This is a genomic window from Serratia sp. TSO36, from assembly GCF_057808395.1.
The window spans coordinates 30,531-56,523 of record NZ_JBJZOU010000008.1; the positions used below are offsets into that span (position 1 = coordinate 30,531).

Consider the following 25,993-nt stretch of genomic DNA (forward strand, 5'->3'; position numbering starts at 1 on the left):
GCAGCAAACCCCGACGGATTAAACTTCTGACATCAACTTAAGGCCGTGAGGCCTGAAACGGGAGTTCAAGATGAAAAAAATCCTCGGTATTCACAATAGCCCGGAAGCACATTGGGTCGGTAACGGTTTCCTGGTGAATTCGCTGTTCTCTTATAACGATTTGGGGGCGGAAATGAGCCCGTTCCTGCTGCTGGATCACGCGGCGCCAACCAAATTCCGCTCTGCCTCCGGCACCCGCGGCGTGGGTCAGCATCCGCATCGCGGTTTTGAAACGGTGACCATCGTCTATCAGGGCGAAGTGGAACACCGCGACTCGACCGGCAGCGGCGGGGTGATTGGCCCCGGCGACGTCCAGTGGATGACCGCCGCCTCTGGCATTCTGCACGAAGAGTTCCATTCGCGGGAGTTCTCGCGCAAGGGCGGCACCATGGAAATGGTGCAGCTGTGGGTCAATCTGCCGGCCAAGGACAAAATGGCCGAGCCGGGTTACCAGACGCTGCTGAACGCCGATATTCCGGTGGTTCCGCTGGCGGACGGCGCAGGGCAGGTGCGGGTGATCGCCGGGGACTTCGGCGGCCACGCCGGCCCGGCACGCACCTTTAGCCCGCTCAACGTGTGGGATATGAAGCTGAATGCCGGCCACACCACCACACTGACGGTGAAAGAAGGCCATACGCTGGCGTTGGTGATGCTGCACGGCGCGATCCTGGTCAACGGCGAAGAGGTGGTGCGCGAAACCCAAATGGTGCGTTTCGACCGGGCGGGGGATTCGATCACTATCGAAGCCAACAACGACGTCGCGCTGCTGGTGCTGAGCGGCGAACCGATCGATGAGCCTATCGTCGGCTACGGCCCGTTCGTCATGAACAGCGACGCGGAAATCCAGCAGGCGTTCCGCGACTTCAACAGCGGCAAGTTCGGCAGCATGAACGCCGAAGCGAGCGCCGGCTGACCGCTGGCGCCCGATCCGGGAAGCGTTCCCCGGCTCAGGCGCTACACTTAGACCTCAGCGCCCCGTCCCAGCGGTGGGGCGCTTCATCCGCAACATCAACCCCCACGGGAGTAAAACCATGACTGCAAACTACAAGCGCCTCGACAAGGACCAGGCCGCCGTATTGCTGGTGGATCATCAGGCAGGGCTGCTTTCGCTGGTGCGCGATATCGATCCCGATCGGTTTAAAAACAACGTGCTGGCGCTGGGTGATTTAGCGAAGTACTTCAATCTGCCGACCATTCTGACCACCAGTTTCGAAAACGGCCCCAACGGCCCGCTGGTGCCGGAACTGAAGGCCCAATTCCCCGATGCTCCTTTCATTCCTCGCCCCGGCCAAATCAACGCCTGGGACAACGACGACTTCGTCAAGGCGGTAAAAGCCACCGGCCGTAAGCAGCTGATCATCGCCGGCGTGGTGACCGAAGTGTGCGTGGCATTCCCGGCGCTGTCGGCGCTCAATGAAGGCTTTGAGGTCTTTGTGGTGACCGACGCCTCCGGCACCTTCAATGAGCTGACGCGTCAGTCGGCCTGGAGCCGCATGGAAGCCGCCGGCGCGCAGCTGATGACCTGGTTCGGCGTCGCCTGCGAACTGCACCGCGACTGGCGCAACGACATCGAAGGCCTGGGCACGCTGTTCTCCAACCATATCCCGGACTACCGCAATCTGATGACCAGCTATAACACGCTGACGAACGGTAAGTAACGCGACGCTCCTTTACCCCACCTTTCGCCTTTCATCACGTTAGACGCGTGATGTAAGCAAAACGTAGCGGGGCGAAAAGGTAGCGAAAAGCGGCTTTCTCATTAGCCGGGAGCGGGGTAGCGTAATCCCGAACCCGGCAAATGAGGCTAATTCAATGAAACAAGCAATCAAGATCCTGGCGCTGCCCTGCATGGGCATGGCGCTGTTGTTCAGCGCGAGCGCGATGTCTGCCCCCGAGGCGCCTGCGGCCAAAGCGGTGCCGCCCGCGGCGGATGAACCGATGCGTATGCCGCCTTTCCCGGGCGGGCACCCGCCCAAGCCGGGGTTCTGCCACGGCGGCGAACTGTTCTGCGCCACCTCGGCCAGCGACAATCCGGTGGAAACCATCAATAAACTGACGGCGGTGATCCCGGCGGGCAGCGCCAAACATTACGAGGTGCGCGTCGCGGTGGTCGCCGTGCCTGACGCCCCGCCTGCGCGTTAACGGACCGTCATCCCGCTCTGGTTCGCACGCTCAAGGCGCGTTAGGCTAAGGCGTGCGTTTAACGGGAGGCGGGATGACCCCTTTATCACCATTGCCCTATCTCCAGCCCGGCGATAGCGCGCTGTTGTTCGACGGCGAATGCAATCTGTGTCACGGGCTGGTGAGGTATCTTATTCGCGCCGATCGGCAGCGGCGCATTCTGTTGGCGACGGTGCAATCCGTCGAAGGGCAGGCGATCCTGCAGGCGTTGGGGCTGCCGACCGATCGTTTCGATTCCGTGGTCTATGTTGAGCAGGGGCGCTATTGGCTACGTTCGGCAGCGCTGTTCCAGGCGCTGCGCCAATTGGGGTGGCCGTACCGCGTGCTGGCGCTGGCGCGTTACCTGCCGCCGCGGCTGGCGGACAAGGTCTACGACGCGGTCGCCGGCAATCGCTACCGGCTGTTTGGCCGCAACGACGGCACCGGCCTGCCAGGCGCCGATCAGCCCGGGCGCTATCTGCCCCGGCGGCGGGAACCGCCGGCCTGAGCTTTACGCTTCTTTACCATCCAACTGCTTGAAATATCAACATTCCAGCCCCATATAATGGAACGTTCAGCCAACAAGGAGCGCGTATGGGAATCAGTGAAGAAGAGCACATCCGCCGTTTGACCCAAGAGAAGAACGACATGGGCAATACGGCGAAGTGGGTGGCGATCGTTTCCGCCGTGTACTTTGCCTTGATGGTGTTTTACGGCCACCCGATCGGCGTGTTGGCGATGTCGGGCGCGGTGTTCATCGTCTCTACCACCACCTGGCTGAAAAAGCGTCAGAAGGTCAAATCTTACCGCATGGCGTTGGCCAAAATCAGCGACGATCAGCCCTGATAGTCGCCGCGCTTTAGCGTATACACCAGGCTCGGCGCCGCGCCGGGCACGTCATCCAGCGTATCCACACGCTGCATGCCGATCTTTTCCAGCACCCGCCACGAAGCCTGATTCTCCGCGCGCACAATGGCGGAAATTTCACCCATCCCCAGCCCGACAAACCCGTATTGCAGTGAAGCCCGCGCCATCTCGGTGGCCAGCCCCATGCCCCAGACGCGGGTGTCGAAGCGATAGCCGAGGTTAACGGTGCGCTGCGCGCCGAGCGGTTTCCAGGACAACCCGCCAAACCCGATAACCCAATCCGGCCGTTCGCGCAGGGCGAGCGCCCAAGAGCCGTAACCGTGTTGCCGCCAGCCGGCGAGCCGCTCCTGCAGCGCCGAAGCGGCCTGCGCTTCGCTGGTGAGCGGGCCGGCGGGGTTGAAGAGCTGGGTTTGCGGATCGCCAAAGATGGCGTAGAAACGTTTGAGGTCCGCCATCACCGGCGGCCGCATCTGCAGGCGCTCGCTGAAGTACGGGGCTGAAGGATTAAAGCTCGGCATCGTTTCTCCCGGCCGGATCAATGAACAGCGTTCACTGTAGTCCAGATCGGCGAAACGGGAAATCCCCCCTCTGCGGATGAGGGGGGAGAGAGGCATTACAGGAAGGAATCGTCGTCGTCGTTGTAATCGTCGTCGGCGTAGTCCTGGTCGTCCTGGTAGTTGGCGTTCTGGAAGCCGTTGTCCTGATTCAGGAAGCTGCCGCCGTCGCCGTTGTTGAAGGTATCAAGGTTGTTGGAGGCGTCGAAATTGCGCATCGCGCTGTCGTCCAGCGGCGCCGGGGTTTCTTCGATAATGTTCACGATTTCCTGCGGCTGCGAATGGCGGAACATGCCGGTCAGCATGTCGGCCAATACCACGCCGCCGGCGACGCCCGCCGCCGTTTGCAAGGCGCCTCCCAAGAAGCCGCCGGCGCGTGAAGGCGCCGCCTGCTGCGGTTGGGCGTAGGGTGGCTGCTGCGGCTGCGCGTAGCCCCCCTGCTGCGCGTTGTTCCAGGCCGCCGTATTTTGCTGCTGCGCCTGATACTGTTCACGCGGGCTTGGCGTATTGCGGCTGCCGCCGCCGAACAGGCCGGCCAGGAAACCGCCGCTGCTCTGTTGGCCGTTGGCGGTTTGCTGCAGCTGCGCAACCTGGGCTTCCAGCTCTTTGACCCGCTGGTCCATCTGCTTAAGCGCCGCTTCCTGAATGATCATCGCCTGCGCCATGTAATAAGGGGCGGAAGGCTGCTCGCGAATATGCTGATTGATTTGCTGTTCTGCCTGGAGATCCCGTGGGCCCGTCTTGGTCTCGGCTTCTTTCAGGCGGCCAAACAGACCATCGATAAGGCGTTGTTCTTCGGATTGCATAGGCGTACCTCGGGAGATAAATAACGGTGCTGGATGATCGTTGTCATCGGTAACAATCACCCTAGCGCGTTTACATGAACCAATAAATAAATGACGGGTAAACCTGTCTATGAATTTGTTACCAATTACGGCAGCGGGATCAGCATCACCAGCTTCAGGCCGCCGTGCTCCGCAGGATGGAAGGTGAGCTGGCGATAGCGCAGCGCGCCTTGCTGAGGGTGCTCGAACGCGCGCTCGCCGCCTTCGCGCGCCATCACGTCATGCTGTTTCCACCAGTGATTAAAGTCCGCGCTGTTGTGCGTCATGCTGCGCACGAAGGCGCGCATCTCTTCGGTGTTTTGATGGTGGCTGGTTTCGGCGCGGAATTCGGCCACCACGCGGCGGGCACGTTCTTCCCAATCGCTGACCAGCGTTTTCGCCAGCGGGTGGAAGAACATGAAGTGCAGCAGGTTGGGGCTGTTGGCCACATCCAGCCAGCCGCTGAACAGCGCCGCCGCCTGCGGGTTCCAGGCGACGACGTTCCAGGTCACGTCCAGCAGGTAACAGGGCACCGTCATCTGGTGCACGCTTTGCAGCACCGCTTCGTTGGCGGTTTCGCGGTGCGTTTCCTGCTCGGGGTCGGCGACGCGCGCCAGGGTAAACAGGTAGTGGCGTTCGGCGGGGCCGAGCCGCAGCGCCTTGGCGATGCGCGCCAGCGTGAAGGGGGAAATGGACACCTCGCGCCCCTGTTCGATCCAGGTATACCAGGTGGCGCTGATGCCGCTGATTTGCGCCAGCTCTTCGCGCCGCAGGCCGCTGGTGCGGCGGCGCGAGGAACTGGGCAGGCCGAGCATTTCCGGCGTGATGCGTTCGCGGTGCGCGCGCAGAAACGCGCCGAGGGCCTTTGGCCCGGATAAGGCTTCTGATGACATAGCGTGGTACCTATTTATACCAGGATAACTGCTCATATTGTACCCGTATAGTAGCCTGATTATAGTAGCCGAAAGCCTTCAGGCACAGGCGCAAGCCGGATAATAACGGGAGCAAACATGAGCATCAGCAACAGCCATAAAAACGCGGTAGACCGGCAGTTCGGCGAGCAGGCCAACGCCTACTTAACCAGCGCGGTACACGCGCAGGGCAAGGATTTGCAGCGCCTTTCACAGTTACTGGAACCGCACGCCGGCGCGCGCCTGCTCGATCTGGGCTGCGGCGCCGGGCATGCCAGCTTCACGGCGGCGGGCAGGGTGGCGCAGGTGGTGGCCTACGATCTGTCGGCGCAAATGCTGGCGGTGGTGGAGCAGGCGGCGGCGGAAAAGGGCCTGAACAACATTCAGCTGCAGCAGGGCGTGGCGGAGTCTTTGCCGTTTGAGGACGCCGGCTTCGATCTGGTCATCAGCCGCTATTCGGCGCACCACTGGCACGACGTCGGCCAGGCGCTGCGTGAGGTCAGGCGGGTACTCAAGCCGGGCGGCAGAGCGATCTTTATGGACGTGGTCTCGCCGGGGCATCCGCTGTTGGATATCTATCTGCAAACCGTGGAAGTGCTGCGCGACACCTCACACGTGCGCAACTATGCGCCGGGTGAGTGGCTGACGTTGCTGACCGAAGCCGGGCTGGTGGTCCGCGAGGTGACGTCGGATCGGTTGATGCTGGAGTTTGGCAGTTGGGTGGCGCGCATGCGCACGCCGGCGCATTTCGTTACCGCGATCCGCGCGCTGCAGCAAAGCGTGTCGCAGGAGGTGGCGGCGCATTTCGCCATTCAGCCGGACGGCACCTTTACCAGCGATATCATGATGTTTGAAGTGACGAAGGGCTGAAAGCAACGGGGCAGCCGATGAAGGCTGCCCCGCGAAACGCTATCGGCTGCGATGTGCTTATTTTTTGTCTTCCAGCAGGCAGCGGTAGATCAGGCCGCCTATAATGCCGCCGACCAGCGGCACCAGCCAGAAGACCCACAGCTGCTGCAGCGCCCAGGTGCCCTGGAAGATCGCTACGCCGGTGCTGCGCGCCGGGTTGACGGAGGTGTTGGTCACCGGGATGCTGATCAGGTGGATCAGGGTCAGCGTCAGGCCGATCGCCAGCGGGGCGAAGCCTGCCGGCGCACGTTTGTCGGTCACGCCATGAATAACGATCAGGAAGAAGGCGGTCAGCACCAGCTCAATCACGATTGCTGATTGCAGAGAATAACCGCCCGGAGAGTGTTCGCCGTAACCGTTGGAGGCGAAACCGCCTGCGGTGGCGTCGAAACCGGCTTTGCCGCTGGCGATTAAATACAGCACCGCCGCTGCGGCGATACCGCCGATCACCTGAGCGATAACGTAAGGAATCACGTCTTTCGCCGCGAAACGGCCGCCGGCGAATAAGCCGACGGTGATCGCCGGGTTAAAGTGCCCGCCGGAAATATGGCCGACGGCATAGGCCATCGTCACCACGGTCAGACCGAAAGCCAGCGCAACGCCGAGGAAACCAATACCCAGCTGTGGGAATGCCGCTGCTAATACTGCGCTACCACAACCACCAAACACCAACCAAAATGTGCCAAAAAATTCGGCAAAAAGTCGCTTTGACATAGATTCCATCCTGCGGAATTGACTAACGGGCGTTAGCACTAAAAACTATAGAACAGCTTTTTCAGTTCATGCAGATATTCTATAGAATTTTCTTAATGCACCTTGAATAACGGCGGTATTAAATCCTCGTCATTTTATTTTGTCTATGAGAAAAACGCCGTTTTTCCCCGTGCCGGCGCGCGTTTGCCGCTTTTTTTATCTTTGCCATAAGAATTTACCCTAAGCGAAATGGCACGCTATTTTCGGGCGGTTTTTTCCAGCGGTTTTCCCCATTCAATACGCTCAGGTTAATTGCTAATTTCTATTTGCCAGCCAACTTTATTACCGATTGTGCATTTGACGAATGGCCTGTTGTCATCTAAGTGTCATGCTAAATTAATATCTTCTTCTGCCTGATACGCTTCATTCAACCTCGGGTAAAAACCATGAAAATAAAATCGCTCTCCCTGCTGTTGGCTTCACTGTTTCCTGTATTCACCTATGCTGCCGACATTGAGGTGGCGCATTATGTGGTCGGCTTCCCCGGTGGGGAACGCGTCGCCTATCAGGGAACGTTCGCCAAGAATTTCCCGCAGGGGCTGCCGGTGGGGATCGGCTCAGGGCTGACGTTCAACAGCAAGCAGGGCGACGATCTGGTGCTGACGACGCTGACCGATCGCGGCCCGAATGCCGATGCCCCTGCGGTGGGCAAGCAAGAAGCCAAGATTTTCGCCAATCCGCAATTCGTGCCCCTGTTGATGGACATTCGTATTGGCGGCGGCAAGGCCGTGGCCGAGAATGCGCGGCCCTTGCATGACGAAAAAGGGCCGATCAGCGGGCTGCCGTTGCCGGGCGAGCTGATTGGTTCCACGAACGAAGTGGCGTTGAATGACGCGCTGCAACCGCTGTCCGGCGATCGCCGCGGGTTGGATACAGAAGGCATCATCGGTGACGGCAACGGCGGCTATTGGCTGTGTGACGAGTACGGCCCGTTTCTGATCCATGTCGACGGCAAAGGCAAAATTCTCGCCAAATACGGCCCAACGCCGCAGGCCGGCGAGCAGGCGGTGGCGAGCGGTTTACCGAACATCCTGAAGTGGCGCCAACCCAACCGCGGTTTTGAGGGGCTGACCCGAATGCCGGATGGGCGCATTCTGGCGGCGGTGCAGAGCACGCTGGATGTCGAGGGCAAAAGCAAAAACAAGGCGCAGTTTATCCGGCTGGTGAGCTTCGATCCGCGCAGTGGCAAAACCGCCATGTACGGCTATCCCATCGATATCGACAGCTATAAAAAAGCCAAAGACGCCAAGATTGGCGATGTGGTGGCGTTGGACAACCAGCGCGTCCTGTTGATTGAACAGGGAAGCGATAAAGATAAAACAATGATCAACAAGATCTATCTGGTGGATCTCGCGCAGGCCAGCGATCTGAGCGCGTTTGACGACCAGGGGAAAGCGCTGGAGTTCGACGATGCGAAAGAGCTCGCCAAACGCGGCGTGAAGCTGGCGCAGAAACGGGAAGTGGCGGATCTGCGCCAGTTGGGCTGGCGCCAGGAGAAAGCCGAAGGGTTGGCGCTGATCGACGATCGCACGCTGGCGGTGATCAACGACAACGATTTCGGCTTGCAGGCCAAGCTGGTGGATGCGTCGCCAAAGAGCAAGAAAATCGGCGACTACCAGCTGGAGAAGGAAGGGCGGCTGAGCCTCGACGGCGACAAGACCGACGCCCGCATCGAATTGCGCCCGCTGGAGCAGCCGGAGTCGCTGAGCGAGCTCTGGGTGCTCACCTTGTCGCACCCCTTGAAGTGACCGATATCGGGGGCGATAGCGCCCCCTTTTGCTTCAGGTTTCCGCGTGCCGCTGCGGCGTTCTGCCGCGCGAGATGCTCTCCCACATCGCCAAAATCAGCGTAGCTCAGCGCGCCTCGGCGGGGAAAAATCTTAAATAGCGGCGGCGCGCGTTCTTTCTTTCGTCCTGTATTTAATTGTTCATCAAATAGGGGTAAGGTGAAACCTGTAAAGTTATTCCTGCCTGAAAATACATACTCGCTCTCACTTCCTCCTTATTCTCCTCACAATGATTGATGTTCTTTACGTTGCGTGACGTCCGTTTTCATTGGCTAGCGGATAATTAACATCACTGACAACGAGCTAATAAACAAGAACACCTGGAGTCAATCATGAAACTTATCCCAAGCATCGCAGCCGTATTGATCGCCGCCGCTTCCTTCTCCACTTTCGCCGCGCCGCTGTCGTCGGTGAAACAGGTCAACAGCGAGCAGGCCGCCAATCTGCAAAGCGTCGGCGTAGTGTCGGTTTCCGGCATTAGCGGCTCACCGCATGACGCCATCACCGCCCTGAAAGAAAAAGCCGCGGCGGACGGCGCCAGCCATTACCGCATTATCGGTCTGGATACCCCCGGGGATTCCAGCAACTGGCGCGGCAATGCGGAAATTTATCGCTAAGCGTTGGTTTTTTTTCACCCTTTGGCCGCGGCAGTGCGGTCAATAAAATAAACGGTCGTAATAATTATCTGAATAGCCGGGGGCATAGCGGCTTATTTTCAGGTCATTATTACGACCGTTTTTCTTTTTCCACCGCGGCAGAGGTTGCATTTTTTTACAACTGTGTCCGCCGCTTTCGGAATCATGTTAATGATTACTTAAGAAATTCGGCTCACATTGAGGGCTTAACCCAAGGAGGCCTCAATGTTAAATGCGACCCGGCTGCAACTGATGAATCACTTCGCTTACCTGCAGCAATTTATGGCTTCGCCGCGCACCGTCGGCACGCTGGCGCCTTCTTCTCCGTGGCTGTGCCAGGCGATGTTGAATCAGATTGAATGGACCCGGGCGTTGTCGATCGCGGAGCTGGGCGCGGCGGACGGCGTACTGACCAAACGCATTCTGGGGCGGATGCGCGCCGATGCGGCGCTGGAGGCTTTCGAGATCCAACCCCATTTCGTGCATCGGCTGCGCGGAATAGACGATCGGCGGCTGCAGGTGATGGCCCATTCGGCAACCCGGATGGCCACGGATTACGACGTGGTGTTTTCCTGCCTGCCGCTGCTGTCGATCCCGGTCAGGATCAGCGTGCGCATTCTTCAGCAGGCCCGGCAGCGGCTGCTGGCGCGCAACGGCACGCTGGTGCTGTTCCAATACAGTCACCTGTCGGAAAAATTGCTGTCGCGCTATTTTCACTGGCAGCGCCTGCGGGTGGTGCGCAACTTCCCGCCGGCGCTGGTGTATGTCTGTACGCCGCGTTAGCTACAGCGTTTTCTCCATCACCACCACGTCTTCGTCATGCTGCCGGCGGCGCTCAAGGGGATGCCAACCCCAGCCGGCGTACAGCGCTTCCGATTTATCGGTGATGAGATGCAAGACCGAGTGATGGCGCTGTCGCGCCGCCTCGACGATGGCCATCTCCAGACGGTGGGCGATGCCCTTGCGGCGGTGATCGGGATGCACGAAAACGCCGGCCAGCCACGGGGTGAGATCCTGGCGCTGATGATCGTCGCTGGGCCACAGGCTGGCCATGCCCACCGGGCGATCGCCGTCGATCATCATCAACGTCAGGTGATCGTCGCTCGGCCGGCTGCATTGGGCGAAGCGCAGCTGGGTGCGCTCCAGCGTTCCGCCGCGCTGTGAGCCCCACTGGCCGAAGGCCCAGGCGGCGCACACATCGGCAAACTGCGGGCACTCCGACAGCGGAATGATGCGTTGAGTCATGGTGATCTCCCGGTTTTTTGCTGTTTCTCCGTTCTATTTAACCGACTTTTCCGCCATTTTTTTAACTTTTTAAAGCCGCTCTTTCAGCGGTTTCGCGGTGTTTCGGCGCGCGCACGGTGCCGTTTCCCGGATTTCTTTTGGCAATTGCGGCGCAGGATTGCAAGTGCTAATGAGAGTGATTATCATGCGCACATTATTCCCCATGTCGGTTCAATCATGCGCAATTCCCTCATTTTACTGCTGCTTTCCCTGTGCTTTGGCGTGTTTTCCGCTCAGGCGAAGACGGTGACCGATATCACCGGCCGCCAGGTCGTGGTGCCGGACAACCCGCAGCGCATCGTGGTGGGGGAGAGCCGCATGCTGTATACGCTGGCGCTGCTGGAGCCGGGTAACCCGGCGCAGCGCATCGTCGGCTGGCCGGCGGATCTGGCGCGGTTCGATGCACAAAGCTGGCAGCTCTATACGCAGAAGTTCCCGCAGATCGCCGCGATCCCCATTATCAGCGGCAATAATTTCCGCCAGGTCAATATTGAAAGCCTGCTGCAGCTGAAGCCGGATCTGGTGATCCTGGCGCGCTACGCGCGTGAAGACGGCGACAACGATCTGCTGGTTTCCGCGCTGAACAAGGCCGGCGTGGCGGTGATCTACGTCGATCTGCGCATCGATTTGCTGAACAACACCGTGCCGAGCGTGCGGCTGCTGGGCGAAGTGCTCAATCGCCGGCAGCGCGCCGAGCAGTTCATCGCGTTTTATCAGCAGCATATGGCGGTGATCCGGCAACGGCTGGCGGGCTATCAGGGGCCGAAGCCCAAAGTGATGCTGCACCTGCATCTGGGGCGGCGCGACACCTGCTGCACTACCGCCGCGCACGGCAATCTCGGCGATCTGCTGACCTTCGCCGGCGGCGACAACATCGCCAACGCCAGCGTCAAAGGGGTGTATGGCGAGCTGAACCCGGAAACCATTCTGAGCGCCAATCCCGACGTTTACCTCGCCACCGGCATGGCCGGCCCGCAGGGCAAACGGCTGTCCGATCTGCGCCTCGGGCCGCAGGTCAGCCAACAGGACGCCGCCGACAGCTTCCGCCGGCTGATCGCCAAACAGCCAATGCTGGCCAGCCTGCAGGCGGTGAAAAATCATCGCGCCTGGAGCGTCTGGCACAATTTTTACCTCAGCCCGTATCACGTGGTGCTGGTCGAGATGTTCGCCAAAGTGTTTTACCCGGATCTGTTCGCCGACATTAACCCGCAGCAGACCTTCCAACAGCTGTATCAGCAGTTTTTGCCGTTACCTTTTTCAGGGACCTATTGGAGTCAGTTAGATAATGAATAACAACAAGCGCGGCTGGTGGTGCGCGTTGCCTTTGGCGGCCTGCGCGACATCGCCGACGTGGGCGGCGGAAAAAGCCGCATCGAAAGAAGAAAGCCTGGTGGTGATTGGCCGCAAAGATGCCGACGGCGTGCAGAGCTATCAGCCGTTGACCAGCGTCACCGGCACCCGCAGCGAAACCAGCCTGCTGAACGTGCCGCAGGCGATCGACGTGGTGCCGCAGCAGGTGATTACCGATCAGGCGGTCAGCAGCCTGGACGAAGCGCTGTACAACGTCAGCGGCATTACCCAGGCCAACACGCTGGGCGGCACCCAGGACGCGGTCATGAAACGCGGCTTCGGCGACAACCGCGACGGCTCCATTCTGCGCGACGGCGTGCGCTCGGTGCAGGCGCGCAATTTCACGCCGACCACCGAGCGGGTGGAGGTGCTCAAGGGGCCGGCCTCGATGCTGTACGGCATGGGCGAGCCGGGCGGGATGATCAACATGATCACCAAAAAGCCCCAGCTGCAGCAGCATACCCACGTGGAAGGCTGGGGCAGCAGCTTCAACGGCGGCGGCGGCCAGCTTGACGTTACCGGGCCGCTCGGCACGTCGGGGTTCGCCTATCGCATGATCGTCGATCACGATGAAACCGATTACTGGCGCAACTTTGGCCGCAATCGCCAGACGGTGATCGCGCCGTCGTTGATGTGGTACGGCGAGAACACCACCGTGCGCTTGGCCTATGAACATATGGAATATCTGGTGCCGTTCGATCGCGGCACCATTATCGATTCACGCACCGGCAAGCCGGTGAATACGCCGCGCGATCGCCGTTTCGACGAAGCCTATAACGCCACCCGCGGCGATCAGGACAGCGTTACCCTGCAGATCGATCAAACGCTCAACGAGCGTTGGAAAAGCTCACTGACCTACGCCTACAGCCGCAACAGCTACAGCGACAACCAGGCGCGCGCCACGGCGCTGAACCCGGAGAGCGGCGTGTTGAGCCGCCAGGCCGACTCGACCGCCAACGCCGTCAGCCACGCCAACGCGGTGCAGCTGACGCTCAATGGCGACGTGGACTGGGGCAGCATCAACCACCAGATGCTGTTCGGCTTCGATTTTGAAGATAACCGCACCTACCGCGGCGACATGATCCGCGGTAAAAAGAACAGCGATTTCAATATCTATCATCCGGTATACGGCCTGATGCCGCCGTCGACCGCGGTCAGCGCCAAAGACAGCGACCAGCGGGAAAACCTCACCAGCTACGGCTGGTTTATGCAGGATTCCATCCAGCTGACCGATAAATGGCTGGTGATGGGCGGGCTGCGTTACGACGCTTTCGACGTCTATGCCGGCAAGGGGCGGCCGTTCCAGACCAATACCGACAGCTCGGACAGCAAGCTGGTGCCGCGCGCCGGGGTGGTCTACAAGCTGACGCCTTACGTATCGCTGTACAGCAGCTATACCGAGTCGTTCAAGCCGAACTCTTCCATCGCCACCCAAATTGGTTCGCTGCCGCCGGAGCAGGGCAAGTCGTGGGAGGTCGGCGGCAAGCTGGCGCTGCCGAACGGCGTTACCGGCACGCTGGCGCTGTTCGACATCACCAAGCGCAACGTGATGGTCAGTGAGCTGGTGGAGGGCGAAACCGTGACGCGCACCGCCGGGCGCGTGCGTTCGCAGGGCGTGGAGCTGGACGTGGCCGGCAATCTCACCGACTCGCTGAGCCTGATCGGTTCCTATGCGTATACCGACGCGCGGGTGGTGGACGATCCGGACAATAAGGGTAAAGAGATGACCAACGTGGCGCGCCACACCGCCTCGCTGTTCCTGACCCAGAATCTGGGCAGCCTGGGGCTGTACAGCGGTGATGAGGTGCGCATCGGCGCCGGCGCGCGTTACGTGGGCCGCCGTCCGGGTGACGCCGCCAACAGTTTCTACCTGGATAATTACACCGTTGCCGATGCGTTCGCCGCTTATACCATGCCGATCAACGGCTATCGGGTGAAATGGCAGCTGAACGTGAAGAACCTGTTCGATAAAACCTACTACCCGTCCAGCGGCGGCAACCTGCGCGTGGCGGTGGGGGAACCGCGTGAGGTGGTGCTGCGCGGCAGTATCGATTTCTAAGCCACGGGCGGTGAAATTTGCTTAAATAACCGCCCCAACGTTAAGGAGAGCCCATGAGCCTGCAGATTCGTTTGGCACAGCAGCGGGATATCGTGCACTTGATGGCGGTTGAACGTTCGGCGGCGCAGCTGTTTCACCAGCAGCCGGAATGGCGCTTTATCGCCGAAGGCGAGGTGATGGCCCCGCAGCAGCATGCCGCATTTATCGCCGAGCGCCGTGAATGGCTGGCGGAAAGCGACAACGGCGAGTGCGCCGGTTTTATCGCTGTGCAGGCTCAGGGGGAAGATTGGCACATCGCCGAATTGTCGGTCGCCGGCGCCTGGCAGCGGCAGGGCATCGGCCGTCGCCTGATCGGCGCGGTGGCGCAAGAGGCCAAACGGCAGGGCGCGGGTCGCCTGACGCTCACCACCTTCATTGAGGTGCCGTGGAATGCGCCTTACTACCGGCGGCTGGGATTCCGGCCGCTTGACGACGCGCGGCTCACGGCCGCTCTGCGGCGGCACCTGGATGAGGATCTGGCGCACGGCTTTGCCGCAGGCAGTCGCTGTGCCATGGAATTTACACTATCGTAAATATTGAAATACAGAGCGGGCAGGGTATGATGCTGCCACCACGCCATCGCACCCGCTCGGTATTTTGGTATGCAATGCACTCAAGTCACCGCATAAGGGACAACCCGTAATGACACAAACCCTGTTCATGATAGGCGCTCGCGGAGCCGGCAAGACCACGGTAGGCAGCGCATTGGCGTTGGCGTTGGGCTATCAGTTCGTCGATACCGATCTGTTTATGCAGCAGGCGGCGCAGATGAGCGTGGCGGAAATGGTCGAGCGCGAGGGCTGGCTGGGGTTCCGCCGCCGCGAGACCATCGCGTTGCAAACCGTGACCAAGCCGTCAACTATAGTTGCCACCGGCGGCGGGGCGATCCTGGCGGAGGAGAACCGTCAGTTTATGCGCCAGCATGGCACCGTTATCTACCTGCGCGCGCCGGCCAGCGTGTTGGCGCAGCGGTTGGAAGAGTACCCGGAAGATGCGCAGCGCCCGACGCTCACCGGCAGACCGATCGCCGAGGAGATGCTCGAGGTGCTGGCGGCGCGCGAAGCGCTGTATCAGGACGCCGCGCATTACGTGATAGACGGCGCCGCCGATCCGCAGCGGGTGGTGGAACAAATCCTCGCGGTGTTGCCGCGTGAGACGGTGAAGTAACCCTTTCTTCTCTTCGGGCGCCGTGCGCCCGTTTTCCTATTCCGTTTGCCGAGCCGGCGCAAAGTACGCCCCGGGCGTGACGCCGAAGCGGCGACGAAAGGCGGCGATATAGGCGCTGACGTTGTCATAGCCACAGGCGTCGGCCACCTCGCCGACCGCTTTGCCGCGTGATAATCCCTCCAGTGAACGCAATACCCGCGCCTGCTGGCGCCACAGCGCGAAGCTGATGCCGGTTTCCTGCAGAAAGCGGCGGCTCAGGGTGCGCGGGCTGAGCCCGGCCCAAATAGCCCAGTCTCGCTGGCTGCGCGGGCTGGCGGGATCGTTCAGCAGCGCCCGGGCGATGTTCAGCAACCGGGCGTCCTGCGGCAGCGGCAATTGTAACGGCGCGCGGCTTGCCGCGTGCATTTCGTCCAGCAGCACCTGCAGCAGCCGCCGTTGCGGCGCGCTCAGCGGGCCGGCGGGGAACTGCGCGATGCGCTCCACCAAGGCCTGCAACAGCGCAGAGGCCGTGAACAGCTGCGGCAGCGGCGGCATCTCCGGCACGCTTTCCACCGGCAGATACAGACTCCAGCCCGCCACGTCGCCGCAGGCCAGCGCCTGATGGGCGCATCCCGGCGGCAGCCAGCCCAGCGTACCGCCGGTGATCGCCCATTGCCGGCCCGGGAGCTCCATTGCCAGCATGCCGCGCGTCAAGAGATAGATCTGGCCGCCTTCGTGCCGGTGCCAGGGCGTCAGGTGCTTTTTTTCATGCTGAAGGCGTTGGCTGCGGATCTGCGTCATATTGGCCGTTTAACGTTATTTAAAGTCTTGATGTGGTTATTATGCCATCGCCTGGCCGGGATAGGATCGCCGTTCACCCTATTTCGGAGAAACCTGATGACTCAACTTACCCCACTGAACCTGGTGCTCGATACGCTGCAGCAGGTCGTCGCCAGCCCGGAGCACCGGCCAACGCAGCTCGCCGCCCGTTTCAGCGCAGACTACCGCCAGCAGGTGGATGGCAAGGTGCTGAACTTCGAGCAGTTTGAGCAACACATGGCGCTGCTGAAGCGGCAAACCCGGCGCATGACGCTGAGCGTGATCGCGGCGGCGGAGCGGGGCGAGGCGGTGCTGACCCATCATCTGGTCGAGGTGGAAAAGCGCGACGGCTCCTGCAGCCGCGTGCGGGTGCTGGCGCACTTCACCGTGCGTGAGGGCCGCATTTGCGCCTGCGACGAACTGACCGAGCTGCTGGCGGGCGTGCCCGGCGATCGCGATCTTGGCTCGCGCGTGTCGGAATGAGGGCGACTGCTATACTTGCTACTGTGTGAAACACACGGGAGAACGGCATGCGCGAAAATGATCAACCTGCTTATCCACGGAGCGCCCGCGTCGTAGAGGTGTTTCGGGGCGACCCGAACCTGCATCTGCGCCGTTTTGAAGTGCGCACCGACGACATTGAGCCGAATACGCTGCTCAGTGAACATGAAACCGAGCAGGAAGCGCTTGACGCCAAGCATCGCTATGAGGACGAGGCGTTAGAGCTCTGACCTGCAGCCCAGCGGAAACCGGCGCCAGGCCGGTTTCCCGTTTATCCCCGCCTTAGCACATATTTCCCAGAACAATATTGATAATGATAATCATTTGTGTGATTTTTATCGCCCCTATTGGGTGTTTCACTTCTGGGAAAAGAGATGTCCAATTCCGAGTTGCAGGCGCTGTTTCTGCGCCATATGCGGCCGCTGCAAGCCTATTTGAACGCCAAACTGCGCGACCCTCAGCTGGCTGCGGACTTGGCGCAGGAAAGTTTTACCCGCCTTACCGAGCAGTATCCGCAGGGTAATATTCTCGATATCGAGGCCTACCTGTACAAAACCGCCAAAAACCTGATGCTCGACCATCTGCGTCAGCAGCAGCGGCGGCAGACCGAAGCGGTCGAAGACGACGTTCTGGCGCAGTATCCCTCCGGTGAACCGGCGCTTGAACAACTGGCGATCGATAGCCAATTGCTGCAGCTGTTGCAGCAGGCGCTGGCGGACATGCCGCCGCGCACGCAGCAGATTTTCCGCCTTAACCGGCTCGATGGCCTGACCCAGGCGCAGGTGGCGGCGCAGCTGGGCGTGTCGCTCAGCACGGTGGAAAAACACCTGGCTAGCGCGCTCGAGCGGCTGATGGCGCGGATGGAAGAACAATAATGGCAATTTTTTTACGGGTTTATCCGCGCTCAGACGTCTTAACCTATAACCAGAAAAAACAGAGGTCTATGCCATTATGAAACCGCTAACCGCACAGGCGCGACAGCAGGCGGCCGCCTGGGCCGTGAGCCTGGCCGAAGGGGCGCTGCCGGCCGATCGGCGGCGAGCGTTGGACGCCTGGCTGGCCGCCGATCCGCAGCATCCGGCGGCGCTGCGTCAGGCACGGCTGCTGTGGACGACGCTGGGGCAACTGCCGCCAGAGCAGCGGCAGGCGTTACAACCGCAGGTGGCGGCGCTGAAAACGCCATCTCACCATCGATGGCCCCGCTGGGCGGTGGCGGCGGCGGTGGCGATCGCCGTTTCCTTCGGCGTTTATCGCGGGCCGGATCTGTGGATCGGCATGCAGGCGGATTATCAAACCGTTCGCGGCGAGGTGCGCGAAGTGGCATTGCCGGACGGCAGCCGGGTGGCGCTGGACAGCGGCAGCGCGATCGCACTGGCGTATTCCGCAGGCGAACGCAAGGTGCGGCTGCTGAGCGGCGCCGCCTATTTTATCGTCGCGCCGTTAGGTGGGGCGGAAAGCCGCCCATTCAGGGTGGAGGCGGAAAACGGCGTCACTCAGGCGCTGGGCACCGAGTTCAGCGTGGCGCGCACCGAACGGGGCGTGGACATCAGCGTGCATCAGCACAGCGTGCGGGTGACGCTTGAGCGCGGCGAGCGCTCGCTGGTGGTCGCGCAACGCCAGGCGGCGCATTACCGCAACGGGCAGCTGCAGCTGACGCGGCAAACGGCCGGCGATGACGCCTGGCGGCGCGGCTGGCTGGTGATCGACCGCCAACCGCTGCCGCAGGCGCTCGCGCAGCTCAACCGCTATCGCGCGACCCGCATCGTGGCGGTCAATCCCGCGCTAAGAGCGCGCACGGTGAGCGGCGTGTTTGCGCTCAATAAACTCGACGACGGCGTCGGCGCCATTCGTCAGGAACTCTCCGCCCGCCAGCTGAATCTCCCCGGTATCACGCTGCTTTACTGAGCGGCGCAGGCGGGCCGGGATGCCCGTTTCGCCGCTATTTTCACTTTCTGTAAAAAATCTTTACGGGTTTTTGCCTCCCGGAACGTCCTTATGTTTAAACGAGATTGATTTCTATTATCACTTGGTTTGGCATTCTTTCGGGTGGAACACACACGCATGTTTATTCACAAGGGAACCACGCCGGCCGGCCGATTGGCCACGGCGGTACGCGCCGCGCTGGCGGCGATGATGTTGACTCAGCCGGCTGTGGCGCTCGCTGCCCAGGCTGAGGCGAACGGCGCGCAGGCTGCACAGCAAAAGCATTTCAACGTTGCGGCGCAGCCGCTGCAGAGCGCCATGTTGCGCTTCGCCGAGCAGGCCGGCATGCAGGTATTTTTCGACGAGGTGAAGCTCGACGGCATGCAGGCGGCGGCGCTGAACGGCAGCATGAGCGTTGAACAGGGCCTGCGGCGCTTGATCGGCGGCAATCCGGTGGCTTTCCGCCTGCAGCCGCAGGGGCAGATCGTATTGAGCCGGCTGCCGACGGCGAACGGCGACGGCGGCGCGCTGGCGCTGGACAGCCTGACGGTGCTGGGCGCCGGCGGCATCAACGCCAACGATTGGGTTTACGACGAACCGCGCTCGGTCAGCGTCATCAGCCGCGAACAGATGGACAACCGCCCGGCGCGACATGCGGCCGATATTCTGGAGCAGACGACGGGGGCCTATTCCAGCGTCAGCCAGCAAGATCCGGCGCTGTCGGTCAACATCCGCGGCATACAAGACTACGGCCGGGTGAACATGAACATCGACGGCATGCGGCAGAATTTTCAAAAGAGCGGCCATGGCCAGCGTAACGGCACCATGTACATCGATTCCGAACTGCTGTCCGGCGTAACCATCGACAAGGGCACCACCGGCGGTATGGGCAGCGCCGGCACGCTCGGCGGCATCGCCACCTTCAATACCGTCAGCGCGAGCGATTTCCTGGCGCCGGGCAAAGAGCTGGGCGGCAAGCTGCACGCCAGCACCGGCGATAACGGCACCCACTTCATCGGCAGCGGCATACTGGCATTGGGCAACGAAACCGGCGATATCCTGCTGGCCGCCAGCGAACGCCACCTCGGCGACTATTGGCCCGGCAACAAGGGCGACATCGGCAACATTCGCATCAATAACGACACCGGCAATTACGATCGCTACGCCGAGAGCATCAAGAACAACAAAATCCCCGACACTAATTACCGCATGCACTCGCGGCTGGCCAAGGTGGGCTGGAACCTGCCCGCCAACCAGCGCCTGCAGCTGAGCTATCTGCAGACCCAGACCGCGTCGCCGATCGCCGGCACCTTGACCAACCTGGGCACCCGACCGCCTTATGAACTGGGCTGGAAGCGCACCGGTTACAGCGACGTGATGGCGCGCAACGCGGCATTCGACTACAGCCTGGCACCGGAAGGCGTCGACTGGCTCGATTTTCAGGCCAAGCTGTATTACGTCGATACTCAGGACGACAGCGACACCTACAGCACCAGCTCGCTGCTGGACAACGGCTACGCGACGCGCACCCGCCTGCGCACCTATGGCGCGCAGGCGCAAAACACCTCGCGTTTCAGCCTGGCGCCGGGGCATGACTTCCGCGCCAACTACGGGCTGGAGTTCTATTACGACAAAGCGACCAGCGACTCTTCCCGTGAGGGTATGGAAGGAGTGACGCCGGCCGGCAACCGTTCGGTCGGCAGCCTGTTCGCCAACCTGACCTACGACTACGACGGCTGGCTGACGCTGGAGGGCGGGCTGCGTTACGACCGCTATCGCCTGCGCGGCCAGACCGGCCTGAGCTACGCCGATTTCCCGTACACGGTGGACAACCCGTGCAAACAGCTTCGGCTGCGCAATTGCCAGGCAACGACTACGCAGCAGGAGTGGAGCGTCGATCGCGATCAGGGCAAGCTGTCGCCGACGCTGGCGGTGGCGGTGCGTCCCGGTGTGGAATGGCTGGAGCTGTATACCACCTACGGCAAATCCTGGCGGCCGCCGGCGATCACCGAAACGCTGACCAACGGCAGCGCGCACAGCACCTCGACGCAATACCCTAACCCGTTCCTGCAGGCCGAGCGCTCGCGCGCCTGGGAAGTCGGGTTCAACGTGCAGCAGCCGGATCTGTGGTTTGAGGGCGATCGGTTGGTGGCCAAGGTGGCCTACTTCGACACCAAAGTGGATAACTACATCAACCTGGCGATTAATCGCGACAAGCCGGGGCTGGTGCAGCCGAGCATCGGCAATGCCGCCTACGTCAACAACCTGTCGAAAACCCGCTTTCGCGGGCTGGAGTACCAGCTCAACTATGACGCCGGAGTGTTCTACGCCGACCTGACCTACACCCACATGATCGGTAAAAACGAGTTCTGCTCAAAGAACGCCTGGTTGGGCAATCGCCTGCGCTACGGCGCCAATTCTCGGCCGGGCAATTTCTACGTGGAGCAGGATCCGACGGCAAATGATGCCGTGTCCTGCGATGGCGGCTCACAGTTCGGCACCGCCGCCTACCTGCCGGGCGATCGCGGCTCGGTGACGCTGGGTGGCCGCGCCTTCGATCGCAAGCTGGACGCCGGGGTGACCGTGCGCTTTGCGCCGGGCTATCAGGACAGCTCGGTGCCATCCAATTATCCGTACCTGGCCGACTGGCCGAAGTACACCCTGTTCGATCTGTACGCCAGCTACAAGCTGACCGACAACCTGACGCTGCGCGGCTCGGTGGAGAACCTGACCAACCGCGCCTACGTCGTCAGCTATGGGGAGACGCTGGCCAATACCCTGAGGCGCGGCCGCACCGTGCAGGGCGGGGTGGAATACCGTTTTTAAGCAGTAAAAGGGCGTTGCTCATCCTTGAGCACAAGGGCTGCCTCGCAAGGGGCGCCGTTCATCAATGGAGATAGAGAAATGGCATTTTCAGTCAACTATGACAGCAGTTTCGGCAGCTACAGCATCCATAACTATCTGAACGAGTGGGCGTCGTCATTTGGCGATATCAACCACACCAACGGTAACGTCACCGACTCCAACAGCGGTGGCTTCTATGGCGGCAGCCTGTCCGGCAGCCAATATGCCGTGACCAGCACCGCCAACAACATCACCTCGTTCGTGGCGGGCGGGAATCTGACCTACACCTTATTCAATGCCCCGGCGCACACCCTGTACGGCCAACTGGATTCGCTGTCGTTCGGCGATGGCCTGAACGGCGGCGGCTCCACGCCGTACAACATCCAGGTGCCTGACGTCAGCTTCGGCGGCCTGAACCTCAGCAGCCTGCAGGCGCAGGGCCACGATGGCGTGGTGCACCAGGTGGTGTACGGCCTGATGTCCGGCGATACCGGCGCGCTGGAAACCGCGCTGAACGGCATCCTCGACGACTACGGCCTGAGCGTCAATTCCACCTTCGATCAGGTGGCGGCGGCGACGGCGGTGGGCGTGCAGCACGCCGACAGCCCGGAACTGCTGGCGGCCTGATCGCGGCCGTTTGCCCGCCGGCGCCGCGCGCCCCGGCGGGCATTTTCTCGTTTTTAGCCGATGGAAAACGCCATGAAAAACGCCGTCAGGCGCGGAGAAGTGATGAGCGTGCTGGCCGCATACCGGCGCGGATTTTGGGGCATCGCGCTGTTTACCGCGGTGATCAACCTGCTGATGCTGGCACCCGCGCTGTACATGCTGCAGGTCTACGATCGCGTGTTGCCGTCGGGCAACCGCATGACGCTGGCGATGCTGACCCTGATGGTGGTCGGCCTTTACCTGTTTATGGGGCTGCTGGAGTGGGTGCGCAGCCAGGTGGTGATCCGCCTCGGCGCCCAGATGGATATGCGCCTGAATCAGCGAGTCTACGACGCCGCCTTCGAAACCAACCTGAAAACCGGCAACCCGCTGGCGGGGCAGGCGCTGAACGATCTGACCAACCTGCGCCAGTTCGCCACCGGCAATGCGCTGTTCGCCTTTTTCGATGCCCCCTGGTTCCCGGTTTATCTGCTGGTGGTTTTTCTGCTTCATCCCTGGCTTGGCGCGTTGGCCAGCGCCGGGGTGATCGTGCTGGTGCTGCTGGCCTGGCTCAACCAACGGGTGTCGCAGGCGCCGCTCGCGGAGGCCGGCCGGGTCGCGCTGAGCGCCACGCAGCAGGCCAACGGCAACCTGCGCAATGCGGAGACCATCGCCGCCATGGGGATGCTGACCGACTTGCGCCTGCGCTGGCTGCGGCAGCATCAGCAGTTCCTGCTGTTGCAGAACCGCGCCAGCGAGAAAATCGCCGCCGTCACCGCCTGGTCGAAAACCGTGCGGCTGGCGCTGCAGTCGCTGATGTTGGGCTGCGGCGCGCTGCTGGCGGTCAACGGCGACATTACGCCGGGCATGATGATCGCCGGATCGATCCTGATCGGCAGGGTGCTGGGGCCGATCGATCAGCTGATCGGCGCCTGGAAGCAGTGGTCGTCGGCGCGCCAGTCCCTGCAGCGGCTGGAGGTGATGCTGGCCGCCAACCCGCCGCAGGCGGCGAGCCTGCCGCTGCCGGCGCCCAGCGGCACATTGGCCGTGAATCAGTTGACCGCCAGCGCGCCGGGCGGGAGCGCGCCGGTGTTGCACGGCGTCAGTTTTCGTCTGGAGGCCGGGGAGGTGTTGGGCGTCATTGGCGCGTCCGGCTCCGGCAAAACGCTGCTGATGCGCCAACTGGTCGGCGCGCTGACGCCGCTCAGCGGCGACGTGCGGCTGGACGGTGCGGATCTTCGGCAGTGGGACAAACAGCAACTGGGGCCGCATATCGGCTACTTGCCGCAGGATATCCAGCTGTTCGCCGGCACCCTGACGGAAAATATCGCCCGCTTTGGCCAGGTTGACGCCGAGAAGGTGGTGGCCGCCGCCGCGCTGGCCGGCGTGCACCAACTGATCCTGCATTTGCCCAAAGGGTATGAAACCGAGCTGGGCGAGGGCGGCAGCGGCCTGTCCGGCGGCCAGCGTCAGCGGGTGGCGCTGGCGCGCGCGCTGTATGGCTCTCCGGCGTTGGTGGTATTGGACGAGCCGAACGCCAACCTCGATCGCGAAGGGGAAGAGGCGCTGCAGCGGGCGATCGAAGCGCTGAAAAAGCGCGGCACCACCATCGTGTTGGTGACCCACAAACCGGCGATCCTGGCGACGACCGACAGATTGCTGGTGCTGGCCGCCGGCCAGGTGCAGCACTTCGGCCCCAGCGACGCCATCCTGAAAAAACTGCCTGGTTTTACGCCCGCGGCCGTACCGGCCAACGCCGGCCGCAGCAGCGGCGGCGGTTTCAACGTCAACTACGCCAATTTTGCCAAAACGGCCAGCGGTGAACGAAAAGTATGAGCAATCAGAGTGTGATCCCCGGCGATATCGACGCGCTTTCCCGGCAGTTCGACGAAGGGCGCCACCTGCGGCTCGGTGGTTGGCTGGTGCTGTTGGGGTTTGGCGGTTTCCTGCTGTGGGGGCTGTTGGCGCCGTTGGATAAGGGCGTGCCGGTCTCCGGCAGCGTGGTGGTGGCCGGCAACCGCAAGGCGGTACAGCACCCGAGCGGCGGCGTGGTGTCGCAAATTCAGGTGCATGAGGGCGACCGGGTCAGCGCAGGACAGGTGCTGCTGCTGATGGATACCGTCGACAGCCGCACCCAGCGCGATGCGCTGCGCAGCCAGCAGTTGAGCAACGCCGCGCAGCGGGCGCGGCTGCAGGCCGAGCGCGACGGCCTGCAGGCGATCGCTTTCCCGGCATTGCTGCAGGCGCGGCGGGAGGAGCCGGAGGTGATGTCGTTGATGCTGCTGCAACAGCAGCTGTTCACCAGCCGCCGCGCGGCGTTGCGGAGCGAACTGGCGGCGATCGCGGAGAGCATCGCCGGATCGCAGGCGATGCTGGAAGGGATCCGGCAGTCTTACGCCAGCAAGCAGCGGCAAAAGGCCATGTTGCAGGAGCAACTGAGCGGTATGCGCAAGCTGGCGGCGCAAGGGTATGTGGCGCGCAACCGGCTGCTGGATCTGGAAGGGCAGTATGCGCAGATCGACGGCCAGGCGTCCGAAGACACCGGCAATATCGGCCGCCTGGGGCGCCAGATCCTGGAGCTGAAGCTGCGGGCGATCCAGCGGCGGGAAGAGTATCAAAAAGAGGTCAGCAGCCAATTGGCCGAGGTGCGGATGAAGCTGGACGAGCTGGATAACCGCCTGGCCAAGGCGGAGGCCGATCTTGGCCATACGCAGGTGAAAGCGCCGGTGGCGGGCACCGTGGTGGGGCTGAGCGTGTTCACCGAAGGCGGCGTGATCGGCGCCGGTCAGCAGCTGATGGAGATCGTGCCCAGCGATCGGGGGCTGCAGGTGGAGGCGCGTATTCCGGTCGAGCTGATCGATAAGGTGCAGGTGGGATTGCCGGTCGAGCTGTTGTTCTCGGCGTTTAACCAAAGCACCACGCCGCGCGTCGAGGGCGAGGTGACGCTGGTCGGTGCCGATCGCCTGACCGATGAGAAAAGCGGCGCGCCCTATTACAGCGTGCGCGCCAAGGTCAGCGAAGCGGGTCTGCAGCGGTTGAACGGGTTGGAAATCCGCCCGGGGATGCCGGTCGAAGGGTTCATCCGCACCGGCGAACGTTCGATGATGAACTACCTGTTCAAACCGCTGACCGATCGCCTTCATCTGGCGCTGACGGAAGAGTGAGCATGTCGGTTTCGCCGCTGCCTTTCGCCGCGCCCGGCGCCGCCATGCCCTGGCGCCGTTGCCTGGTGCTGGTGCTGGCGCTGCACCTGCTGGCCGCGGCGCTGCTCTGGCCCTGGCGAGACAAGGCCGAGCCGCCGTGGGTGCCGCCGCCAGCGGTCATGGTGGTGATGGCCGCCGCACCGCAGGCTCCGGCCGAGGTAAAACAACCGCCGGGGCAAAGGACGCCGCCTGAGGTTGAACCGCCGGCGCCGCCGGAACCCTTGCCGGCGGTGAAGGTACCTGAAACCGTACGGCCGAACATCGCCGTACCGCCGAAGCAGAAAAAATCGCCCAAGCCGGTGAAGAAAATCCCCCTGCCGCGCACGCCGCCGCAGGAGAAAACGATCGCGCCGCCGAGAATTCAGGAGCAAAGCGTCGGCGCGCCGCCGCCGGGCCGGGCGGATAAAGCGGCCGCGCCGCAAACCCGCCTGACGCCCTATGCACAGGCGGGGGAAGATAGCTGGCGCAGCCGCATCAACAGCCGCCTTAATCGCTTTAAGCGTTATCCCAAAGACGCCTTGCGGTTGAAGCGCCAGGGCGTCGGGCAGGTGCGTTTCACCCTGGACAGGCAGGGCCATGTGTTGGCGGTGACGCTGGTCAGCAGCGCCGGGTTGCCGTCGCTGGATCGCGAAATCCAGGCGCTGGTCAAGCGCGCTTCGCCGTTGCCTACGCCGCCGGCGGACGCCTACGTCAACGGCACGGTGGAATTGACGTTGCCGATCGATTTCAGTTTGCATTGAGC

The 25,993-nt window shown here is 62.1% G+C and carries 28 protein-coding genes; 22 read left to right on the forward strand and 6 right to left on the reverse strand.

Annotated features, from left to right (window positions below; all coding sequences use genetic code 11):
* The first annotated feature begins 70 nt into the window (after nucleotides 1-70).
* From ACK3CV_RS05150 to ACK3CV_RS05170, 5 genes are all read left to right on the forward strand, one after another.
* A complete protein-coding gene (locus ACK3CV_RS05150; protein ID WP_033637244.1) occupies nucleotides 71-952 on the forward strand; it encodes a pirin family protein in 882 nt (293 codons plus the stop codon).
* Nucleotides 953-1,070: 118 nt separating this feature from the next.
* On the forward strand, nucleotides 1,071-1,697 hold the full coding sequence (gene ycaC, locus ACK3CV_RS05155) for an isochorismate family cysteine hydrolase YcaC (protein ID WP_004928476.1): 627 nt from the start codon (nucleotides 1,071-1,073) through the stop codon (nucleotides 1,695-1,697).
* A gap of 154 nt (nucleotides 1,698-1,851) precedes the next feature.
* Complete coding sequence (locus ACK3CV_RS05160; RefSeq protein WP_049196435.1) at nucleotides 1,852-2,181, forward strand: hypothetical protein; 330 nt, start codon at nucleotides 1,852-1,854, stop codon at nucleotides 2,179-2,181.
* A gap of 73 nt (nucleotides 2,182-2,254) precedes the next feature.
* Nucleotides 2,255-2,707 carry a thiol-disulfide oxidoreductase DCC family protein gene (locus ACK3CV_RS05165; protein WP_164141906.1) on the forward strand — a complete coding sequence of 151 codons (453 nt, stop codon included), beginning with the start codon at nucleotides 2,255-2,257 and terminating at the stop codon, nucleotides 2,705-2,707.
* A gap of 86 nt (nucleotides 2,708-2,793) precedes the next feature.
* On the forward strand, nucleotides 2,794-3,045 hold the full coding sequence (locus ACK3CV_RS05170) for a hypothetical protein (RefSeq protein WP_033637247.1): 252 nt from the start codon (nucleotides 2,794-2,796) through the stop codon (nucleotides 3,043-3,045).
* Here the strand turns inward: ACK3CV_RS05170 and ACK3CV_RS05175 are convergent.
* From ACK3CV_RS05175 to ACK3CV_RS05185, 3 genes are all read right to left on the reverse strand, one after another.
* The gene (locus tag ACK3CV_RS05175) at nucleotides 3,036-3,584 is read right to left on the reverse strand and encodes a GNAT family N-acetyltransferase (RefSeq protein ID WP_164141904.1); all 549 of its coding nucleotides are present in this window, start codon (nucleotides 3,582-3,584) and stop codon (nucleotides 3,036-3,038) included. The genes ACK3CV_RS05170 and ACK3CV_RS05175 overlap by 10 nt on opposite strands.
* A gap of 95 nt (nucleotides 3,585-3,679) precedes the next feature.
* On the reverse strand, nucleotides 3,680-4,426 hold the full coding sequence (locus tag ACK3CV_RS05180; protein ID WP_164141902.1) for a DUF2076 domain-containing protein: 747 nt from the start codon (nucleotides 4,424-4,426) through the stop codon (nucleotides 3,680-3,682).
* Between the two features lie 125 nt (nucleotides 4,427-4,551).
* Complete coding sequence (locus tag ACK3CV_RS05185; protein ID WP_164040322.1) at nucleotides 4,552-5,337, reverse strand: helix-turn-helix transcriptional regulator; 786 nt, start codon at nucleotides 5,335-5,337, stop codon at nucleotides 4,552-4,554.
* A gap of 117 nt (nucleotides 5,338-5,454) precedes the next feature.
* Here ACK3CV_RS05185 and ACK3CV_RS05190 point away from each other — a divergent pair, with 117 nt between their 5' ends.
* Nucleotides 5,455-6,225: a class I SAM-dependent methyltransferase gene (locus ACK3CV_RS05190; RefSeq protein WP_164141901.1), complete on the forward strand. Its 771-nt coding sequence runs from the start codon at nucleotides 5,455-5,457 to the stop codon at nucleotides 6,223-6,225.
* A gap of 57 nt (nucleotides 6,226-6,282) precedes the next feature.
* Here ACK3CV_RS05190 and aqpZ read toward each other — a convergent pair whose 3' ends face one another.
* The gene (aqpZ, locus tag ACK3CV_RS05195) at nucleotides 6,283-6,978 is read right to left on the reverse strand and encodes an aquaporin Z (RefSeq protein WP_025301712.1); all 696 of its coding nucleotides are present in this window, start codon (nucleotides 6,976-6,978) and stop codon (nucleotides 6,283-6,285) included.
* Between the two features lie 425 nt (nucleotides 6,979-7,403).
* Here aqpZ and ACK3CV_RS05200 point away from each other — a divergent pair, with 425 nt between their 5' ends.
* From ACK3CV_RS05200 to ACK3CV_RS05210, 3 genes are all read left to right on the forward strand, one after another.
* Nucleotides 7,404-8,765 (forward strand): esterase-like activity of phytase family protein, encoded by a 1,362-nt coding sequence (locus tag ACK3CV_RS05200; protein ID WP_164141899.1) that lies wholly within the window; start codon nucleotides 7,404-7,406, stop codon nucleotides 8,763-8,765.
* Between the two features lie 370 nt (nucleotides 8,766-9,135).
* Nucleotides 9,136-9,420: a YdgH/BhsA/McbA-like domain containing protein gene (locus ACK3CV_RS05205; protein ID WP_033647361.1), complete on the forward strand. Its 285-nt coding sequence runs from the start codon at nucleotides 9,136-9,138 to the stop codon at nucleotides 9,418-9,420.
* A 243-nt stretch (nucleotides 9,421-9,663) separates the two neighbouring features.
* Nucleotides 9,664-10,221 (forward strand): class I SAM-dependent methyltransferase, encoded by a 558-nt coding sequence (locus tag ACK3CV_RS05210; RefSeq protein WP_033637255.1) that lies wholly within the window; start codon nucleotides 9,664-9,666, stop codon nucleotides 10,219-10,221.
* Here the strand turns inward: ACK3CV_RS05210 and ACK3CV_RS05215 are convergent, their stop codons facing one another.
* Complete coding sequence (locus ACK3CV_RS05215) at nucleotides 10,222-10,683, reverse strand: GNAT family N-acetyltransferase (RefSeq protein WP_033637256.1); 462 nt, start codon at nucleotides 10,681-10,683, stop codon at nucleotides 10,222-10,224.
* Between the two features lie 216 nt (nucleotides 10,684-10,899).
* On the opposite strand from ACK3CV_RS05215, the gene ACK3CV_RS05220 reads away from it, so the two are divergent.
* The 4 genes from ACK3CV_RS05220 (at nucleotide 10,900) to aroL (ending at nucleotide 15,337) form a co-directional block, all read left to right on the forward strand.
* Complete coding sequence (locus tag ACK3CV_RS05220; protein WP_164141897.1) at nucleotides 10,900-12,015, forward strand: ABC transporter substrate-binding protein; 1,116 nt, start codon at nucleotides 10,900-10,902, stop codon at nucleotides 12,013-12,015.
* The gene (locus ACK3CV_RS05225) at nucleotides 12,008-14,131 is read left to right on the forward strand and encodes a TonB-dependent siderophore receptor (RefSeq protein WP_033637258.1); all 2,124 of its coding nucleotides are present in this window, start codon (nucleotides 12,008-12,010) and stop codon (nucleotides 14,129-14,131) included. Before ACK3CV_RS05220 ends, ACK3CV_RS05225 begins: the two co-directional genes overlap by 8 nt.
* A 53-nt stretch (nucleotides 14,132-14,184) precedes the next feature.
* Nucleotides 14,185-14,703: a GNAT family N-acetyltransferase gene (locus tag ACK3CV_RS05230; RefSeq protein ID WP_164141895.1), complete on the forward strand. Its 519-nt coding sequence runs from the start codon at nucleotides 14,185-14,187 to the stop codon at nucleotides 14,701-14,703.
* A 109-nt stretch (nucleotides 14,704-14,812) separates the two neighbouring features.
* Nucleotides 14,813-15,337 carry a shikimate kinase AroL gene (gene aroL / locus ACK3CV_RS05235; RefSeq protein WP_033637260.1) on the forward strand — a complete coding sequence of 175 codons (525 nt, stop codon included), beginning with the start codon at nucleotides 14,813-14,815 and terminating at the stop codon, nucleotides 15,335-15,337.
* A gap of 36 nt (nucleotides 15,338-15,373) precedes the next feature.
* On the opposite strand, the gene ACK3CV_RS05240 is transcribed toward aroL, so the two are convergent.
* Entirely contained in the window at nucleotides 15,374-16,117 is a 744-nt protein-coding gene (locus ACK3CV_RS05240) for a helix-turn-helix domain-containing protein (RefSeq protein ID WP_033637261.1), read from the reverse strand.
* 96 nt (nucleotides 16,118-16,213) lie between these two features.
* Between ACK3CV_RS05240 and ACK3CV_RS05245 the strand changes: the two genes are divergently transcribed.
* From ACK3CV_RS05245 to ACK3CV_RS05285, 9 genes are all read left to right on the forward strand, one after another.
* On the forward strand, nucleotides 16,214-16,618 hold the full coding sequence (locus tag ACK3CV_RS05245) for a nuclear transport factor 2 family protein (protein WP_033637262.1): 405 nt from the start codon (nucleotides 16,214-16,216) through the stop codon (nucleotides 16,616-16,618).
* Nucleotides 16,619-16,665: 47 nt separating this feature from the next.
* Nucleotides 16,666-16,866 (forward strand): YaiA family protein, encoded by a 201-nt coding sequence (locus ACK3CV_RS05250; RefSeq protein WP_004940491.1) that lies wholly within the window; start codon nucleotides 16,666-16,668, stop codon nucleotides 16,864-16,866.
* Between the two features lie 144 nt (nucleotides 16,867-17,010).
* Nucleotides 17,011-17,511: an RNA polymerase sigma factor gene (locus ACK3CV_RS05255; protein WP_033653296.1), complete on the forward strand. Its 501-nt coding sequence runs from the start codon at nucleotides 17,011-17,013 to the stop codon at nucleotides 17,509-17,511.
* 76 nt (nucleotides 17,512-17,587) lie between these two features.
* Entirely contained in the window at nucleotides 17,588-18,541 is a 954-nt protein-coding gene (locus ACK3CV_RS05260) for a FecR family protein (RefSeq protein ID WP_049196414.1), read from the forward strand.
* Nucleotides 18,542-18,697: 156 nt separating this feature from the next.
* Nucleotides 18,698-21,385, forward strand: a complete 2,688-nt coding sequence (locus ACK3CV_RS05265; RefSeq protein WP_164141893.1) for a TonB-dependent receptor — start codon at nucleotides 18,698-18,700, stop codon at nucleotides 21,383-21,385.
* 78 nt (nucleotides 21,386-21,463) lie between these two features.
* On the forward strand, nucleotides 21,464-22,030 hold the full coding sequence (locus ACK3CV_RS05270) for a heme acquisition protein HasA (RefSeq protein ID WP_004940479.1): 567 nt from the start codon (nucleotides 21,464-21,466) through the stop codon (nucleotides 22,028-22,030).
* A 72-nt stretch (nucleotides 22,031-22,102) separates the two neighbouring features.
* Entirely contained in the window at nucleotides 22,103-23,884 is a 1,782-nt protein-coding gene (locus tag ACK3CV_RS05275) for a type I secretion system permease/ATPase (RefSeq protein ID WP_164141891.1), read from the forward strand.
* A complete protein-coding gene (locus ACK3CV_RS05280; protein ID WP_033637267.1) occupies nucleotides 23,881-25,212 on the forward strand; it encodes an HlyD family type I secretion periplasmic adaptor subunit in 1,332 nt (443 codons plus the stop codon). Before ACK3CV_RS05275 ends, ACK3CV_RS05280 begins: the two co-directional genes overlap by 4 nt.
* A 2-nt stretch (nucleotides 25,213-25,214) precedes the next feature.
* A complete protein-coding gene (locus ACK3CV_RS05285) occupies nucleotides 25,215-25,991 on the forward strand; it encodes an energy transducer TonB (protein ID WP_164141890.1) in 777 nt (258 codons plus the stop codon).
* Nucleotides 25,992-25,993 lie beyond the last annotated feature (2 nt).

Coding starts and splice junctions, on each gene's coding strand:
- ACK3CV_RS05150 (WP_033637244.1), top strand. CDS start 71: ATGAAAAAAATCCTCGGTATTCACAATAGCCCGGAAGCACATTGGGTC.
- ycaC (WP_004928476.1), top strand. CDS start 1,071: ATGACTGCAAACTACAAGCGCCTCGACAAGGACCAGGCCGCCGTATTG.
- ACK3CV_RS05160 (WP_049196435.1), top strand. CDS start 1,852: ATGAAACAAGCAATCAAGATCCTGGCGCTGCCCTGCATGGGCATGGCG.
- ACK3CV_RS05165 (WP_164141906.1), top strand. CDS start 2,255: ATGACCCCTTTATCACCATTGCCCTATCTCCAGCCCGGCGATAGCGCG.
- ACK3CV_RS05170 (WP_033637247.1), top strand. CDS start 2,794: ATGGGAATCAGTGAAGAAGAGCACATCCGCCGTTTGACCCAAGAGAAG.
- ACK3CV_RS05175 (WP_164141904.1), bottom strand. CDS start 3,584: ATGCCGAGCTTTAATCCTTCAGCCCCGTACTTCAGCGAGCGCCTGCAG.
- ACK3CV_RS05180 (WP_164141902.1), bottom strand. CDS start 4,426: ATGCAATCCGAAGAACAACGCCTTATCGATGGTCTGTTTGGCCGCCTG.
- ACK3CV_RS05185 (WP_164040322.1), bottom strand. CDS start 5,337: ATGTCATCAGAAGCCTTATCCGGGCCAAAGGCCCTCGGCGCGTTTCTG.
- ACK3CV_RS05190 (WP_164141901.1), top strand. CDS start 5,455: ATGAGCATCAGCAACAGCCATAAAAACGCGGTAGACCGGCAGTTCGGC.
- aqpZ (WP_025301712.1), bottom strand. CDS start 6,978: ATGTCAAAGCGACTTTTTGCCGAATTTTTTGGCACATTTTGGTTGGTG.
- ACK3CV_RS05200 (WP_164141899.1), top strand. CDS start 7,404: ATGAAAATAAAATCGCTCTCCCTGCTGTTGGCTTCACTGTTTCCTGTA.
- ACK3CV_RS05205 (WP_033647361.1), top strand. CDS start 9,136: ATGAAACTTATCCCAAGCATCGCAGCCGTATTGATCGCCGCCGCTTCC.
- ACK3CV_RS05210 (WP_033637255.1), top strand. CDS start 9,664: ATGTTAAATGCGACCCGGCTGCAACTGATGAATCACTTCGCTTACCTG.
- ACK3CV_RS05215 (WP_033637256.1), bottom strand. CDS start 10,683: ATGACTCAACGCATCATTCCGCTGTCGGAGTGCCCGCAGTTTGCCGAT.
- ACK3CV_RS05220 (WP_164141897.1), top strand. CDS start 10,900: ATGCGCAATTCCCTCATTTTACTGCTGCTTTCCCTGTGCTTTGGCGTG.
- ACK3CV_RS05225 (WP_033637258.1), top strand. CDS start 12,008: ATGAATAACAACAAGCGCGGCTGGTGGTGCGCGTTGCCTTTGGCGGCC.
- ACK3CV_RS05230 (WP_164141895.1), top strand. CDS start 14,185: ATGAGCCTGCAGATTCGTTTGGCACAGCAGCGGGATATCGTGCACTTG.
- aroL (WP_033637260.1), top strand. CDS start 14,813: ATGACACAAACCCTGTTCATGATAGGCGCTCGCGGAGCCGGCAAGACC.
- ACK3CV_RS05240 (WP_033637261.1), bottom strand. CDS start 16,117: ATGACGCAGATCCGCAGCCAACGCCTTCAGCATGAAAAAAAGCACCTG.
- ACK3CV_RS05245 (WP_033637262.1), top strand. CDS start 16,214: ATGACTCAACTTACCCCACTGAACCTGGTGCTCGATACGCTGCAGCAG.
- ACK3CV_RS05250 (WP_004940491.1), top strand. CDS start 16,666: ATGCGCGAAAATGATCAACCTGCTTATCCACGGAGCGCCCGCGTCGTA.
- ACK3CV_RS05255 (WP_033653296.1), top strand. CDS start 17,011: ATGTCCAATTCCGAGTTGCAGGCGCTGTTTCTGCGCCATATGCGGCCG.
- ACK3CV_RS05260 (WP_049196414.1), top strand. CDS start 17,588: ATGAAACCGCTAACCGCACAGGCGCGACAGCAGGCGGCCGCCTGGGCC.
- ACK3CV_RS05265 (WP_164141893.1), top strand. CDS start 18,698: ATGTTTATTCACAAGGGAACCACGCCGGCCGGCCGATTGGCCACGGCG.
- ACK3CV_RS05270 (WP_004940479.1), top strand. CDS start 21,464: ATGGCATTTTCAGTCAACTATGACAGCAGTTTCGGCAGCTACAGCATC.
- ACK3CV_RS05275 (WP_164141891.1), top strand. CDS start 22,103: ATGAAAAACGCCGTCAGGCGCGGAGAAGTGATGAGCGTGCTGGCCGCA.
- ACK3CV_RS05280 (WP_033637267.1), top strand. CDS start 23,881: ATGAGCAATCAGAGTGTGATCCCCGGCGATATCGACGCGCTTTCCCGG.
- ACK3CV_RS05285 (WP_164141890.1), top strand. CDS start 25,215: ATGTCGGTTTCGCCGCTGCCTTTCGCCGCGCCCGGCGCCGCCATGCCC.